This window comes from Streptomyces changchenzhani, assembly GCF_039766235.1.
Classification (GTDB): Bacteria; Actinomycetota; Actinomycetes; order Streptomycetales; family Streptomycetaceae; genus Streptomyces.
Genome location: NZ_JBDHNH010000006.1, coordinates 229,419 through 244,592 on the forward strand (window position 1 = coordinate 229,419; position 15,174 = coordinate 244,592).

Sequence of the window (15,174 nt, forward strand, 5' to 3'; positions counted from 1 at the left end):
GGCAACATCGCAGCAGGACTAGAGTCACAGCGGAACGCGCAGTGCCCCGTCGATCAGTTCGGCCGCCTCTTCGGCGCCCGCGCAGCCGCTCCCCACCAGATGCTCCCGCACCGCCCGCAACCGGTCCCGCATCCGCTGGGACTCCATCCCCCTGGCCCGCTCGGCCATTTCCGTGGCGATTTCCACGGCACGGTCCGCCTTGCCCTGGCGCAGTTCGATGTGGGTGAGCATGGCAAGCCGGTGTACGCGCCCCCTGTCGTGCGCCGGCGTGCCCACCGCGGCCGCGGCGTGCTCCCGCGCGGCGGGCAGGTCGCCGAGGCTCAACAGCGCCTCGGCCACCTGCACATTGACGAGACCCGGCTGGACGTACCCCGTCTCGTCCGGTTCATGGCCGCGCCTGATGCGCTCGGCCTCCGCCTCCGCACGCCGGATGCAGGACAACGCGCCCTTCCCGTCGCCGAGATGGGCGTACGCCTTGGCCTGCATCGCGTGCAGATCGGCGGCCAGCGCCGGGGTGATCTGCTTGCCCGCGGTCCGCAGGGCCGCCTCCGCGAAGGCCACCGCCTGCCGGTATTCGGCCATGAACAGCGACTGGTTGACGAGCAGCGCGATGATGTACGCGCCAAGTCCCCTGTCCCCGCTGGATTTCGCGAGCCTCAGCGCCTGGTGGAAGTAACGCTGGGCGAGCCCCTGGGCGTCCGAGTCGTACGCGCAGATGCCGGCCATCGCGACCAGCCCGCCCGTCGCCCGGTGCAGATGGCGCCCCATGGCATTGGAGTAACTGCCGCGCAGCAGTGGGGCGGTCTCGGCGTTGAGGAAGCCCACGATCCGCGAGCGGGTCGCGATGCCGCCCGCCTTCCGGTACATCAGCTCGTAGTGGGCCCTGGCCGCGCGCAGCATCTGAATGTCGGCGACGCTGACCCGCGTCTGGCCCTTGCGGGAGACGTCCGAGTCCTCCGGGGGGTTCTCCCACTCCCAGACGGGCATCACGGCGGGCGTGCCGGTGACCGCGGGCGCAACCAGGACATGGGGGCGTTGTTGCTCGTCGGAGCGCCACAGCGCGGTGGCGCGCTCCACGAAACCCGTCAGCGGGGAGCCGTGCGGCATCACTGAATCGCCCGGCACTCCGAAGCCGATGTCGTCCAGAGTTATCGGCCGGTGCAGCCGGGCCGCGAGTACCTCGCAGATCAGGTCGGGCACCTGGCCGCGTGGCCGCTGCCCCTTCAACCATCGGGCGACGGCGGTGTGTTCGTACCTCAACGCCAGTCCTCTGAAACTGCCCGCCTGGTTGACGTGCGCGGCCAGACCGGCGTTGGAAATGCCCGCCTCGTCGAGCAGAGCGTCGAGCAGGGAATTGGGCTGCATGGGCCTCTCCGGTGACTCGGTGAACTCAGCGTAGTGGAGCCGCTTTCACACGGGGTGTGAACGGAACGCTCATGTTCGTGCCCCGCGTGCTCTCCCGCGCAACAGCCTGCACGCGATTTACTGCAACCGCCTCCACAAAGAGGTGGCCGGGCCGTCGGCTCCCCCTCGTACAGTGCGGCGGCCCGTTCTCGCACCGTCCGCCCTGCTCGTCTGCCCGACACTCCACGGCAGGGCGGACGGACGGTCAGCAGCCCGGTCCGCGACCACTCAGCGATGGGAGGGTTCGGCGCAGGACCGGTGCAGGCCGGGCTCACCGGGCTGCGCTTCGATCCGACGACGATCGTTGCGCAGCACGAGCAGAGCCGCGTCATCGGCGAGCCGCCCGCGGGTGTGGCGCAGCAGCGCCGTGCGAACGCGCTGCACCACCAGGGCCGGTGAGTCCGGCCCGCCCGGAGCTGCGGCCTCGGCGAGGGTCTGCTGGAGGCAGAAGAACCTCCCGTCGGCGTCCCTGGCGTCCTCGGCCCCGTCGGTGTGCAGCACCAGCGCCTCGCCGCGCGGCAGCCGGGTGCACCGACGCGCGGACAGGTCATCGGGCAGCGGGAACGGGCCGAGCGGCGGCAGCGGGTCGCCGCCCGCGATCGGCTCGGCGGTCCGGCCGAGCCGATAGGGCCACGGGTGGCCGCAGTTGAGCGCGAGCACCTCGTCGTCCTCATGGATTTCGAGCAGCAGTACGGTGACGAATTCCTCGGCCGCCGGGCTGTCCGGACCGCTGCCACCCGCCGCCGGGTGCTCGGCCATCGCTCTCTCCCGCAGATGCCGGTGCAAGGACCGCTCCAACCTGCGCAGCACACCCGCGAGTTCGGCCTCGTCGTGCGCCGCCTCCCGGAAGCTGCCGAGCAGCGCGGCCACCGCCCCGATCGCGGGCAGGCCGTGGCCTCGCACGTCGCCGATGACCACCCGTACCCCGTGGAGGGTGGCCACCGCCTCGTACAGATCACCGCCGATCGTCGCGCCGCGGCTCGCGGAGAGCTGCCCGGCGGCGAGCGCGAGGCCGTCGAGGCGTGGCGGCAGGGGGCGCAGCAGCACCTGCTGGGCCGCGTTGGCCACTTCGCGGGCCCGGCGCAGCTCCCGCACCGGGCCGAGTGCCATGACCGTGAGCAGATACGCGACCACGGACAGGAAGGCCCCGCAGGTGACGAGGCGAGGGCCGAGCCCTTCCCGCAGGGCCAGCGGGCAGGCCAGCTCCCAGGCGACCGCGGCGGCGAGCCAGACGGCGGGGAGGCCGAAGAGAAGGACGCGCCGGACGCACAGCAGGTCCGCGCACACGTCCCAACAGGCTCTGACTGCGATCGCTGTGATCATCCCAATGGCCCCCTAGACCCTCGCCGTGTACGACGTGCGGCCCGGTGGCCGAAATGATTCTGCCGATCTCCCGTATGCGTGGGCGTGCACCGCCCGAACTTCTCACCCGAATGAGTGAGGGGCGCGTCCGTGTCCGGACGCGCCCCTCAGTACTGCCTTCTCCACACCGCTCCACCAGGCGTTACGCCCCGCGCAGCACCGCTCCGGTGCGCTCGGCGGCGAGCGCGACGGCCGCGTCGCGGGCGGCCGAGGCCTCGTCGACGGTCAGGGTGCGGTCGGCGGCGCGGAAGCGCAGCGCGTACGCGAGGGACTTCTTGCCCTCGCCGAGCTGCTCGCCGGTGAAGACGTCGAACAGCCGGAGCGATTCGAGGAGTTCACCCGCGCCCGCGCGCAGCGCGGACTCGACGTCGGCCGACGCCACCTCGGCGGGGACGACCAGCGCGACGTCCTGGGTCGCCACCGGGAAGGTGGAGATCCGGGGCGCGAGCAGTGCGCCGCCCGCGGCCTGCTCCAGCACGTCGAGCTCAATCTCCATGGCGCAGCTGCGCTCGGGGAGGTGGAGCTCCTTGATGACGCGCGGGTGCAGCTCACCGGCGTGACCCGCGAGGGTCTCGGTGCCGTTCACCGTGACGTACAGCGCGGCGCAGCGGCCGGGGTGCCACGGGGCGTGCTGTTCGCCGCGGATGGTCAGCTCGACGCCGGCCTCGCGGGCGATCGTACGAGCGGCCTCGACGGCGTCCGCCCAGTCGGCCGGGCGGCCCTTGCCCCACCAGCCGGCCTGCTCGCGGGCGCCCGCGAGGACGACGGCGGCGCGGCGCGGCTGGCGCGGCAGCGTGGCGTCGATCCCGGCGACTTCCTCGTCGGTGGGACGGCGGTCGACGGGCAGCCGTACGGCCTTGTGCTCATTGCCCGTGGGCCGGAAGACCAGGCCGGTCTCGAAGAGCGCGAGGTCGTGCGAGCCGCGGCCGTCGTTGCGGCGCAGCGCGCCGAGCAGACCCGGCAGCAGCGTGGTGCGCAGCGCGGGCTCCTCGTCGGAGAGCGGGTTGACCAGCTCGACCGTACGGCGGCGGGCGTCGTCGGCGGCCAGGCCGAACTGGTCGAGCACGGCGCTGCCGATGAACGGGTAGTTCAGCGCCTCGACGTAGCCGGCCCCGGCGAGCGCGCGGCCGACGCGGCGGTGCAACCGCTGACGGTCGGTGAGCCCGCGGCCCGAGGGCGGCGTGGGCAGGGTCGAGGGGAGGTTCTCATACCCCTCCAGCCGGATGACCTCTTCGGCCAGGTCGTTGGGGAAGGCCAGGTCGGGGCGCCAGGACGGCACGGTGACGATGAGATCGTCCTGCCCGTACACGTCGCAGCCGACCTCCTGGAGGCGGCGTACGACACGCTCGCGGCCGTACTCGACGCCCGCGACGCGGTCCGGGTGGTTCGCGCCCATGCTGATGGTGCGGGGTCCCGAGGGCGCGATGACCTCGGTGACGCCCGCTTCGGCGGTGCCGCCCGCGAGCAGCACAAGCAGGTCGACGGTCCGCTGGGCGGCGGCCGACGCGGCCTCGGGGTCGACGCCGCGCTCGAAGCGCTTGGACGCCTCGGACGCGAGCTTGTGACGGCGCGCGGTGCGGGCGATGGAGAGCGCGTCGAAGTGCGCGGCCTCGATGACAACGTCGGTGGTGCCCTTGACCCGGCCCGTCTCGGCGTCGGTCTCGGCGTCGGCGATCTCGGTGTTGGCGCCGCCCATGACGCCCGCGATACCGATCGGCCCGCGGTTGTCGGTGATGACCAGGTCCTCGGCGTCGAGCACGCGCTTAGTGCCGTCGAGGGTGGTGAACTTCTCGCCCTGCTCGGCGCGGCGAACCCCGATCGTCCCGTCGATGCGGGAGCGGTCGTAGGCGTGCAGCGGCTGGCCCACTTCGAGCATCACGTAGTTGGTGACGTCGACGGCCAGCGAGATCGGGCGCATCCCGGCCTTCTGCAGCCGGCGGCGCAGCCAGATCGGGGAGCGGGCCTCGGGGTCGAGGCCGGTGACCGTGCGGGCGGTGAAACGGTCGCAGCCCTGCGGGTCGGAGACCTTGACCAGGTAGCCGTAGGAGTTCGGCGCGGGCACGTCAAGCAGCGCCGGGTCGCGCAGCGGCAGCCCGTACGCGGTGGCGGTCTCGCGGGCGATGCCGCGCATCGACAGGCAGTAGCCGCGGTCGGGCGTCACGGCGATGTCGAGCACCTCGTCGACGAGCTCAAGGAGCTCGATGGCGTCGGTGCCCACCTCGTACTCGGGCGGCAGCACGATGATGCCGCCGGTGCCGTCGTCGCCCATGCCCAGCTCGTCGCCGGAGCAGATCATGCCGTGCGAGGTCTTGCCGTACGTCTGGCGCGCGGCGATGCCGAAGTCGCCGGGCAGGACGGCGCCCGGCAGGACCACGACGACCTTGTCGCCGACGGCGAAGTTGCGGGCGCCGCAGACGATCTCCTGCGGCTCGCCGGTGCCGTTGGCGGAACCGACGTCGACGGTGCAGAAGCGGATGGGCTTCTTGAACTCCGTCAGTTCCTCGATGGTGAGGACCTTGCCGACGACCAGCGGGCCCTTGAGGCCGGCGCCGAGCTGCTCGACAGCTTCGACCTCCAGCCCCGCGGGGACGAGCTTGGCCTGTACGTCACGGCCTGTCTCGGTGGCGGGGAGATCGACGTACTCCCGCAGCCAGGAAAGCGGGACCCGCATCAGATCTCCATCCCGAAGGGCCGAGTGAACCGGACGTCACCCTCGACCATGTCGCGCATGTCTTCCACGTTGTGCCGGAACATCAGCATCCGCTCGATGCCGAACCCGAAGGCGAATCCGCTGTACTTGGCGGGGTCCACACCGCAGGCGACGAGCACCTTCGGGTTGACCATGCCGCAGCCGCCCAGCTCGATCCAGCCCTCGCTGCCGCAGGTGCGGCAGGGACGGTCCGGGTTGCCGACGGACTCGCCGCGGCAGACGTAACAGACCATGTCCATCTCGGCGGACGGCTCGGTGAACGGGAAGTAGTTCGGCCGCAGCCGGGTCTTCATGCCCTCGCCGAAGAGCGCCTGGACCATGTGGTCCAGGGTGCCCTTGAGGTCGGCCATGGTGAGGCCCTCGTCGACGGCGAGCAGCTCGATCTGGTGGAAGACCGGGGTGTGCGTCGCGTCCAGCTCGTCGGTGCGGTAGACCCGCCCGGGGCAGACGACGTACACGGGCGGCTCACGGTCGAGCAGCGTGCGGGCCTGGACCGGGGAGGTGTGGGTGCGCAGTACGACGCCGGACTCGTCGCCCTGGCCGCCGTCAGCGTCCTTGACGAAGAAGGTGTCCTGCATCTGGCGGGCCGGGTGGTCGGGCACGAAGTTCAGGGCGTCGAAGTTGAACCACTCCGCCTCGGCCTCGGGGCCCTCGGCGACCTCGTAGCCCATGGCGACGAAGACGTCGGAGACGCGCTCCATGAAGGTGGTCAGCGGGTGGCGGGCGCCGGCCGGGACCCGGTCGTGGGGCAGCGTGACATCCACTGCCTCCTCGACCAGCACGCGCTCGTCGCGCTCGGTCTCCAGGGCCGCCAGGCGGGCGGCGAGGGCCTTGTTCACGGCGCCGCGGGCCATGCCCACACGCTTGCCCGCCTCGGCCTTGGCGGCCGGCGGCAGGGCGCCGATCTCGCGGTTGGCGAGCGAGAGGGGCGAGGTGGGACCGCTGTGCGCGGTCTTCGCGCGGGCCAGCGCGTCGAGATCACCGGCGGCGGCGAAGGCGGCGAGCGCCTCGTCGCGCATGCGCTCGATCTCGGCCGGTTTCAGCGCCTCGACCTCAACAGGGTCGTACGACTTATTGGGTGCGGACATCTCTTCCCGTACTTCCGATTGGCTGATGGCGCGGCCCCGCTCGACCGCTGAGGACGCAAAGGTGCCAAAGGTCGAGTCTAAAGGTCGCGAGGGGTGGAGTGGCCCGTGGGCTGCTCAGCTCAGATAGGCCGGAGCGCCGACGGGCAGAATAAATCGGAACTCCGCGCCGCCGCCCGGCCCCCGGCCGACCGCGATCGAGCCGCCGTGCGCCTCGACGATGCCCTTGACGATGTACAGCCCAAGGCCGGTCCCGCCGCGCTTGCTCCCCCGCCAGAAACGGGTGAAGACACGGCCCATCGACTCCTCGGGGATGCCGGGGCCTTCGTCGCTCACGGTGACGGCCGTTCCCTTCGCCGAGTTCGCCAGGTGCTCCGCGTACTTCAGGTGCGCGGGTGCCATCTCGATGGTGACTGTTCCCTCGCCGTGCCGCACCGCATTTTCCAGCAGGTTGCCCATGACCTGGTCGATCTTGTCCGGGTCGGCCCAGAGGTCGGGCAGCGGCTGCTGGACCCGTACCAGGAAGCGGTCGGGCTCCTGGCCGGAGGAGATCGCGCCCTGCACATGGCGTCCGACGGCCGCGGCGATGTCGACCGGCTGGCGGCGCAGCTCCAGGCGGCCGGCGTCGATGCGGGAGATGTCGAGGAGCTCGGCGATCAGCCGTGTGATGCGGTTGGCGTCGGCGTCGACGGTCTCCAGCATCAGCCGCTTCTGATCGTCGGTGAACCGCTCCCACTTGGCGAGCAGCGTCGCCGTGAAGCCCTTGACGGAGGTCAGCGGGGAGCGCAGCTCATGGGCGACGGTGGCGATCAGCTCGGCGTGGCTGCGCTCGGTGCGGCGCCTGGCCTCGGTGCCGCGGATGGCGACGACGACCCGCCGCACGGGCCCGGTCGGCTCCTCGCGTACGTATCGGGCGGAGACCAGCACCTCGCGGCCGCCGGGCAGCAGCAGATTGCGCTCGGGCTGGCCGACCCTGATGGCGAGTCCGCCGTACGGATCGGTCAGCGTCCACCAGCGGCGGCCTTCGAGGTCCTCCAGCGGCAGGGCGAGCTCAAGCGGTCTGCCCAGCGCGGCGTCCTTGGCGATGGCGGTGATCCGGGCCGCGGCGTCGTTGAAGCAGATGACGCGACCGCTCTCGTCGGCCACGGCGAGACCGTCGGGCAGGTCGTCCGGATCGATCCCGAAGCCGTCCGGTTCATCGGACGTACGCAGCAAGGAATCACGCAGACCGGACAGGCCGTTCATGCCGACAGGCATCCCCGTACCCCACCTCTTTCGAATAGCGCAGTGGGTCCCCAAGCCCGTCACACTACTAGTTGGAGGTAACGCTGCGGCACCCTCCGGAAGCACGCTGCGCACGGGCCGAGGCGTAGAGACACACGGCGGCGGCCGTCGCGAGGTTGAGGCTCTCGGCTCTGCCATGGATCGGAACGCGCACCACGGCGTCGGCGAGTGCGCGGGTCTCCGCCGGGAGTCCCCAGGCCTCGTTGCCGAAGACCCAGGCGCTGGGGCCGCCCATGGTGCCGGCGTCGAGCTCGGCGTCGAGGTCGTCGTCGCCCGCGCCGTCGGCGGCGAGGATACGTACACCCGCGGCCTTGAGCCCGCTCACCGCCTGCTCGACCGGTACGCCTACGGCGACGGGCAGATGGAAGATCGAACCGACCGAGGCCCGAACCGACTTGGGGTTGTAGAGGTCGACCGAGGCGTCGGTGAGGACAACCGCGTCGGCCCCCGCGGCGTCCGCGCAGCGCAGCACCGTTCCGGCGTTCCCCGGGTCGCGTACATGCGCGAGGACGGCGACCAGCCTGGGCTTCGCGGCGAGAATCTCCTCGAAGGGCGAGTCGAGGAAGTGGCAGACGCCGACGATGCCCTGCGGTGTGACGGTCTGCGAGACCTCGGCGAGTACCTCGTCGGGCGCCAGATGCACCCGCGCGCCCGCGGTGTGGGCCGCTTCGACGATGTCGGCGTACCGCTCGGCCGCCTCGACGGTGGCGAACAGCTCGATCAGGGTCGCCCGGCCGTCGCGGCGGTGCTCGACCGCCTCCCGCACGGCCTGCGGCCCCTCGGCGATGAACTGGCGCTCCTTGCCGCGGAAGTTGCGCCTGGTCAGTCGCTTGGCAGCGGCGACGCGCGGCGATCGCGGGGAGATCAGCTCGGGGGTGCCCATGGTCGGCGGCTCGCTTCTCTGCGTACGGAAGGATCCAGCATGTCTACGTACGGGAGGGGTCCTGCACGTCTACCTACGGAAAGGGTCCTGCACGACGCTTCGGACCCGCAGGACGCACCGGACCCGCAGGCGACAGACGCCTGCGGGTCCGATGGGAAGAGCTGCTGCCTGGATCAGGCGGCGGTCTTCGGAGCGTTGACGTCGCTCGGGAGCGCCTTCTGGGCGACCTCGACGAGCGCGGCGAACGCGTTACGGTCGTTGACCGCGAGCTCGGCCAGGATCTTACGGTCCACCTCGATGTTGGCGGCGTTCAGACCCTGGATAAGGCGGTTGTACGTCATGCCGTTCTCGCGGGCAGCGGCGTTGATGCGCTGGATCCACAGCCGACGGAAGTCGCCCTTGCGCTTCTTGCGGTCGTTGTAGTTGTAGACCAGGGAGTGGGTGACCTGCTCCTTGGCCTTCCGGTACAGACGCGAGCGCTGACCGCGGTAGCCCTTGGCCGCCTCGAGAATTGCCCGGCGCTTCTTGTGGGCATTGACTGCCCGCTTGACGCGTGCCACTTGTTGACTCCTTGTAGCGGGGCCGTGGGTGTCTTCACACGGCCCGGAAACGAATTGGTCCCGGCCTCAATGTCGCGCCCCCGGTCACCCAGGGGCCCAACATCACTTGCCGAGAAGCTTCTTGATCTTCGGGGCGTCGGCCGCGGACACAACGACCGCACCCGTCAGCGAGCGGGTCTTCTTGGAGGACTTGTGCTCCAGGAGGTGGCGCTTGCCGGCCTTCTCGCGCATGATCTTGCCGGAGCCGGTGATCTTGAAGCGCTTGCTGGCACCGCTGTGCGTCTTGTTCTTCGGCATGGCGCCGTTCTCTCCTCGTCAGTGGCGCTCCCCCGGTGCGAACAACCGGACTACTGGAGCGTCAGATCTTTGGTATGTGGTTCCGGGCGGGACCCGGGGGCGCCTGGATGGCAGCCCCGCAGGTCACGCTTCGGAGGGGGCCGGGGTCTCGGTCGGAACCTCGGCGGCCGCGGCCGGAGCCTCGGTCACCTCGTCCGTCGACACCTCGGCGGCCTCGTCCGTCGACGCCTCGGCGTCGTCGTCCGTCGCGTAGCCCTGGCGCTCGGCCTTGCGGGCCGCCTGGGCCTCGCGAGCCTCGGCCATGGCCTCGGTCTTCTTCTTGTGCGGGCCAAGAACCATGATCATGTTCCGGCCGTCCTGCTTCGGGTTCGACTCGATGAAGCCGAGGTCCTCGACATCGGAAGCGAGTCGCTGAAGCAGTCGGAAACCAAGCTCGGGGCGGGACTGCTCACGACCACGGAACATGATCGTGATCTTGACCTTGTCGCCCTGCTTGAGGAACCTGACGACATGACCCTTCTTGGTGTCATAGTCGTGCGGGTCGATCTTCGGCCGGAGCTTCATTTCCTTGATGACCGTGTGCGCCTGGTTCTTGCGCGCCTCACGGGCCTTCATGGCCGACTCGTACTTGAACTTCCCGTAGTCCATGAGCTTGCACACGGGCGGACGGGCTGTCGCCGCGACCTCGACCAGGTCCAGGTCGTACTCCTGTGCAAGCTCCAGGGCCTTGGCAAGCGGCACAATGCCGACCTGCTCGCCGCTGGGTCCGACAAGTCGCACCTCGGGAACGCGAATCCGGTCGTTGATGCGGGGCTCGGCGCTGATGGATCCTCCTCAGTAGCACCACACGGCCGCCTGGCAGACAGCCGCGCAACGTCTATTTCCAGAGACCAACCGTGTGGGGCACACGAAAAAAGCCCCGAACGGAACACAGGCGGGGCTCCTGGAAATACCGGAGCACCACCGTGTACCTGCCACGGGGCGCATCGAACGGTTCCATCGTCCGTACGGAACGATGGGGACCGCTTGACCGGTGACCCGCCGTCCGCGAGGACAGCAAGGTGGGAGATCGGAGCCTCCACTTGTGGGCCGGGCACACAGGTGTCCGGCCGGTCGTTACACAAGGTTAGCAGCTCCCGCCCGTGGGGGCTAACCGGTGGCCGGGGCGGGCGCCGGGACACCGGGGCATATCGTGGGCTGCATGAGCGACGCGACCTCCCCCAATGAAACTCCCGACTTCGACGCCATGACCCGCGACATCGCGGAGGTCCCCGCCGTCGAGGTGATCGTGACGGTCGCGGTCAACCTGATGAGCGCCGCCGCCGTGAAGCTGGGCCTGACCGAGGACGGCGACGCGTACAAGGACCTCGACGAGGCGCGCAAGCTGGTGCACGCGCTGGCCGGCCTGATGGACGCGACCACCACGGAGATCAGCTCCTTCCACGCGGGACCGCTGCGGGACGGCCTGAAGTCACTGCAGCTGGCGTTCCGTGAGGCGTCGATCGTGCCGGACGAGGTGGGCAAGGGTCCCGGCGAGAAGTACACGGGCCCCGTCTACGGCTGACCTGTCCCCTTCTTCTTTCTTCCTTTATTTACTCGCGTACGAACAGGGGCTCGCCCGGTGGGGTGGCCTCGGCCGGCATCAGCGCCAGGTCGAGACCGCGCACCAGGCGGGCCCTCAGTACGTCGTCCGCCGCGAGCGCTTCGGCGACCCGCCGCGCGGTGGCGGCCGGGTCGGCGGCCGGGTCGATGACCAGAGCCAGGACCCCGTCGGCGCTGCCGGGGCCGAGGTGGGCCAGGAGCACCGCAGGTTCGGCGGCGACCGCGGCGCGTACCGCCCCGGTGACGGCCGGGTCGTCGAGCGGCGCCGCGCTGGTGCGGCCCTCGGCGAGCGCCAGCAGCGCGGACCCCATGAGCTGGTACGGGACGGGGCCCGCGAGGTCGATGACCACAGTGTCGACGCACTCGTGGGCCGCTGCCTTCAGGGCCTGGTGCAGGGGTACGGCGACGGGGCGCGCCTGGGGGTTCCAGCGGGCCAGGGCTTCGGTGGAGGTGAAGGCGGGGAGGGCCCGGCGGTCGCCGGCCTGGAGGGTCGGCACGGCCATGTCGCTGGTCTTCTCGCGGCGCAGGCCGTTCTCGTCGGTCTCGACCTCGCCGAGTACGGCGACGACCGGCACCAGGAGGCGGGCGCCCGCCAGCGCTTCGAGCACCTGCGGCTCGGCGGCCGGATCGTCCGCCCAGGCCGCGAGCGCGGCGGTCAGCCGCGGGTCGGCCGTGCCGTCGTCTTCGGAGAAACCGGGGTCCGGGATGTTCTTGAGCGCCACCCCCCGAGCCTAGCGGCCGGTCCGTGGGCGTTTGTTCACCGGGCCCGCGGGCAGGGCGCCTCTCATGAACATCTCCTGCGCCGTGTCCGACCCGGACGGCGAGCGCGTGGCCGCGAGCGGGGACGGTCTGTTCGCGAGCGCGAGCATCGTCAAGGTCGGCATTCTCGCGGCGCTGCTGCTGCGGGCCCAGGACACCGGGCGGCCGCTCGACGCGCGCGAGGAGGCGTACGCGGACGCCATGATCCGGCGCAGCGACAATGACGCAGCGACGGCACTGTGGGCGGTGATCGGCGGTGCGGCGGGGCTGGACGCGGCGCAGGGGCGGCTCGGGCTCACCCGGACCCGGGCGGACCGGGCCTGGGGGCGCACACGGACCACGGCGCGGGATCAACTCGCCCTGCTGCGGGCGGTGTTCGGGGCGGATGATGCGGGGTCGGGGTCGGGGTCGGTGCTGAGCGAGGATTCCCGTACGCGCATCGCGCGCCTGATGGAGCGGGTCGTCTCGGAGCAGGGCTGGGGGGTGTCGGCGGCCGGCTCGGGGGCGGCGGTGAAGAACGGCTGGATGCCGCGGGGCCCGGAAGGGCTGTGGGCCGTCAACAGCATCGGGCGCGTCACCGTGGGCGGCCGGACCCTGCTGGTCGCCGTGCTCTCGGACGGCCATGCCACGCGGGAGGCGGGGGTCGCGCTGGTCGAGCGGGTGGCCCGGGATGCGGTCGGCGGGTGGGCACGGCCGTAGGTGCGGCGGGGGTGCGGCGGCCGGCGGGGCATCCGGCGGGGTGGCTCCGTCGGTGGGTGCGGCTGCGGTGCCGCTGGGGCGGGTCGAGCTGCCGAGTGGGGGCTGCGTCAGTAGGTGCGGCGGGTGCCGCTGATGCGGCTGCCGCGCCACAGGACCACCGCTCCCGCCAGGAGCAGCGCGCCAAGGCCACCGGCCAGGGGGGCGAACCAGTTCGCCGGTTCGTAGGCCTCGCGCTCGGGGGTGGGGCCCGGACCGAAGTACTTGTCGCCGTGCGCCGCCGCGGCCGGGCGCAGGCCGGCGGGGCGCAGCTTGCCGCCCGCCCGGATCGCGGCCGCCGGGTCGACGAAGCCATGGCCCCGGGCGTCGTCGCGTCCGCCGCGGGGCGCGTTGCGCGCGGTGTCCGCGAGGAGCTTCTTGACCTGGGCGGGGGCCAGTCCGGGGTGCGCCGCGCGTACGAGTGCGGCCGCGCCCGAGACGAAGGCGGACGCGGCGCTGGTGCCCCAGCCCTCGTAGTAGCGGCGGTCGGGGTCGGCTATGACGACATCGACGCCGGGGGCGCTGACGGTCGCGTACCAGCGGCTGGTGGAGAACGGGGCGTGCGAGCCGTCGCGGTCGACGGCGGCCACCGCGATCACGCCGGGGTACGCGGCGGGGTAGGAGATGTGGTTGCCTTCCTCGCCGCCGTTGCCCGCGGAGGCCACCACGACGGCGCCCTTGGCGAGTGCGTACTGGACCGCGGCGTCCTCGGCGGGCTCCGGGTGGGCGGACTTGCTGTCGTCGCCCAGCGAGAGGTTGATGACGTCGGCGCCGTTGTCGGCGGCCCAACGGATGCCCTGGGCAAGGGCGTTGCCCCGGGAGCTGCGGGCCTTCTTGCGGGCCGTGTCGCCGCCTTCGAGGATCACCCGGACCGGCAGGATCTTCGCCCGGGGCGCGATGCCGAGCACGCCGTCGGTGCGGCCGGGGCCGTGTCCGTGGCCCGCGATGATGCCGGCCATCGCGGTGCCGTGCCGGGCCCACGGCCGGTCGCCCCGCCGGGCCCCGAAGCCGATGAGGTCCTTGCCGGTGAGCACCTGGCCCGCGAGGTCCGGGTGCGCGTCGTCCACGCCGGTGTCGAGGACGGCGACGGTGACGCCCTCGCCCCTGGTCGTACGCCAGGCCTGCTCGGTACGCATGGCGTCGAGCGCCCACTGCTGGACGCGGATGCCGTCGGCGGCCTGCGCGGGGGCGGCGGGCAGCAGCGCCAGGACGGTGGCCGCGAGGGTGGCGGCGAGGGCCCGGTTGGCGGTGCGGGTCATCGGGGTGTCTCCGTGACCGGGGCGACCGTCTTGCGCAGGGCCCGCTCGACCCGGTCCGCGACGCCCTTCGCCTCGTGGCCGAGGCCCGCCTGGGCGGGGGCGGTGATCGCGCCCTTGGCCATGGCGGGTTTGGCGGGCTGCGGGTCGGTGACGGTACGTCCGTCGGCGAACCCGGAGACGGCGTACACGACGACGGGGGCGTCGGTGAGCACGCTCACCGTCCAGCTCGCGCGTTGCCGGTCGCCGAAGGCGGCTGCCGCGGTGCCGTCGACCGGGTAGGTGCGGGGCATCAAGTCGGCGCGTTCCGCGAGGCCTTCGCCGGTGAAACGGGTACGCAGGGTCTCCATGGCCGGCGCCTGGGCCTCGGTGAAAAGCAGCCCGACGGTGATGACGCTGCTGGTGGTGGCGTCGGTGTAGGTGGCGCGCAGCAGCCGCTCGCAGCCGACCGGCGCGAGCGCCTTGCGCAGCAGCGGGTCGAAGGCGTTCGCGCAGTTGCTGTCCGGGGCGACCGCGATCCGCGTCCAGTCCCGGTCCGCTCCGCCGGGGCCCGCGCCGTCGCCCTCGATCGTGCGGGGGAGGAGCGTGTCGACGGGGACGCTGTGCCAGCTGCCGCGTGCCTCGGCGTATCCGGCGGGGGCGGTGCCATCGGCGGCCGAGTCGCCGGTCAGCCAGCTCCCGGTGACCGCGCCGCCGATCAGCCCGAGCCCGAGCACGACACAGACGGCGGCGGCCAGGACCCGCGAGGGCCGGCGGGTACGGACGGGGCGCAGCCGGGTGGTGGTCTCGGCGGGTGTCTCGTACGCCGCCCAGTGCACCGGCGGCTCGAACGTGGCGGGGCGTCCGGCGCCGGACTGCGGCGTCAGGTCGACGGCGCCGACGGCCCTGCGGCGTACGAGTCCGGGCAGCGGCCCGTCGACGGGCTGCCCGACGGGCTGCCCGGCCGGCCGGGGCGGAGCCTGAGTGGGTCGGGGGCTCGGGGCCAGCGGGGCGGTGACGGGGCGTAGCCGGGTGGTGGTCTCGACCGGCGGGGCGGCGGCCGGGTGCCGGGCGGGCCTCGGCGGGTGGGCGGTGCCGGTACCGGTACCGAAGTCCGAGCCGGACGGCGTACCCACGTCCTGTGCGGCGCCGCGCGCGGGCGCGCGGGTGGTGGGCCCGGGGGCCCCGGAGGGGGCTTCGCCGATCACGCGCGGCGGAACGAAGGGGGGACGCGCGGGGCGCGGAGAGTCGGCGGTCC

Annotated in this window: 14 protein-coding genes; 2 read left to right on the top strand and 12 right to left on the bottom strand. The window is 72.1% G+C overall.

Going from position 1 to position 15,174, the window contains the following annotated elements:
- Nucleotides 1–24: 24 nt before the first annotated feature.
- The 9 genes from ABCR94_RS20620 to infC all read right to left on the bottom strand — a co-directional run bounded on the left by ABCR94_RS20620 (nt 25) and on the right by infC (nt 10,410).
- Nucleotides 25–1,365, bottom strand: a complete 1,341-nt coding sequence (locus ABCR94_RS20620) for an NsdA family TPR-like regulatory protein (RefSeq protein ID WP_347121035.1) — start codon at nt 1,363–1,365, stop codon at nt 25–27.
- Between the two features lie 267 nt (nt 1,366–1,632).
- Nucleotides 1,633–2,727: a PP2C family protein-serine/threonine phosphatase gene (locus ABCR94_RS20625; RefSeq protein WP_347121037.1), complete on the bottom strand. Its 1,095-nt coding sequence runs from the start codon at nt 2,725–2,727 to the stop codon at nt 1,633–1,635.
- Between the two features lie 181 nt (nt 2,728–2,908).
- The gene (gene pheT, locus ABCR94_RS20630) at nt 2,909–5,437 is read right to left on the bottom strand and encodes a phenylalanine--tRNA ligase subunit beta (RefSeq protein ID WP_347121038.1); all 2,529 of its coding nucleotides are present in this window, start codon (nt 5,435–5,437) and stop codon (nt 2,909–2,911) included.
- Entirely contained in the window at nt 5,437–6,564 is a 1,128-nt protein-coding gene (gene pheS / locus ABCR94_RS20635; RefSeq protein WP_347121040.1) for a phenylalanine--tRNA ligase subunit alpha, read from the bottom strand. The genes pheT and pheS overlap by 1 nt, the downstream gene beginning before the upstream one ends.
- Before the next feature lie 114 nt (nt 6,565–6,678).
- The gene (locus ABCR94_RS20640) at nt 6,679–7,818 is read right to left on the bottom strand and encodes a sensor histidine kinase (protein ID WP_521977416.1); all 1,140 of its coding nucleotides are present in this window, start codon (nt 7,816–7,818) and stop codon (nt 6,679–6,681) included.
- A 55-nt stretch (nt 7,819–7,873) separates the two neighbouring features.
- On the bottom strand, nt 7,874–8,728 hold the full coding sequence (locus ABCR94_RS20645) for a TrmH family RNA methyltransferase (RefSeq protein ID WP_347121042.1): 855 nt from the start codon (nt 8,726–8,728) through the stop codon (nt 7,874–7,876).
- A gap of 173 nt (nt 8,729–8,901) precedes the next feature.
- Nucleotides 8,902–9,288 carry a 50S ribosomal protein L20 gene (gene rplT / locus ABCR94_RS20650; protein WP_347121044.1) on the bottom strand — a complete coding sequence of 129 codons (387 nt, stop codon included), beginning with the start codon at nt 9,286–9,288 and terminating at the stop codon, nt 8,902–8,904.
- 102 nt (nt 9,289–9,390) lie between these two features.
- Nucleotides 9,391–9,585 (bottom strand): 50S ribosomal protein L35, encoded by a 195-nt coding sequence (gene rpmI / locus ABCR94_RS20655; protein ID WP_347121046.1) that lies wholly within the window; start codon nt 9,583–9,585, stop codon nt 9,391–9,393.
- Between the two features lie 123 nt (nt 9,586–9,708).
- Nucleotides 9,709–10,410: a translation initiation factor IF-3 gene (gene infC / locus ABCR94_RS20660; RefSeq protein ID WP_347121381.1), complete on the bottom strand. Its 702-nt coding sequence runs from the start codon at nt 10,408–10,410 to the stop codon at nt 9,709–9,711.
- A gap of 376 nt (nt 10,411–10,786) precedes the next feature.
- On the opposite strand from infC, the gene ABCR94_RS20665 reads away from it, so the two are divergent.
- Entirely contained in the window at nt 10,787–11,149 is a 363-nt protein-coding gene (locus ABCR94_RS20665; protein ID WP_347121048.1) for a DUF1844 domain-containing protein, read from the top strand.
- 28 nt (nt 11,150–11,177) lie between these two features.
- On the opposite strand, the gene ABCR94_RS20670 is transcribed toward ABCR94_RS20665, so the two are convergent.
- Complete coding sequence (locus ABCR94_RS20670; RefSeq protein WP_347121050.1) at nt 11,178–11,909, bottom strand: SseB family protein; 732 nt, start codon at nt 11,907–11,909, stop codon at nt 11,178–11,180.
- Nucleotides 11,910–11,973: 64 nt separating this feature from the next.
- On the opposite strand from ABCR94_RS20670, the gene ABCR94_RS20675 reads away from it, so the two are divergent.
- Complete coding sequence (locus ABCR94_RS20675; protein WP_347121052.1) at nt 11,974–12,645, top strand: serine hydrolase; 672 nt, start codon at nt 11,974–11,976, stop codon at nt 12,643–12,645.
- 107 nt (nt 12,646–12,752) lie between these two features.
- On the opposite strand, the gene mycP is transcribed toward ABCR94_RS20675, so the two are convergent.
- On the bottom strand, nt 12,753–13,940 hold the full coding sequence (mycP, locus tag ABCR94_RS20680; RefSeq protein WP_347121054.1) for a type VII secretion-associated serine protease mycosin: 1,188 nt from the start codon (nt 13,938–13,940) through the stop codon (nt 12,753–12,755).
- Nucleotides 13,937–15,124 (bottom strand): hypothetical protein, encoded by a 1,188-nt coding sequence (locus tag ABCR94_RS20685; RefSeq protein WP_521977417.1) that lies wholly within the window; start codon nt 15,122–15,124, stop codon nt 13,937–13,939. Before ABCR94_RS20685 ends, mycP begins: the two co-directional genes overlap by 4 nt.
- Between the last annotated feature and the right edge of the window lie 50 nt (nt 15,125–15,174).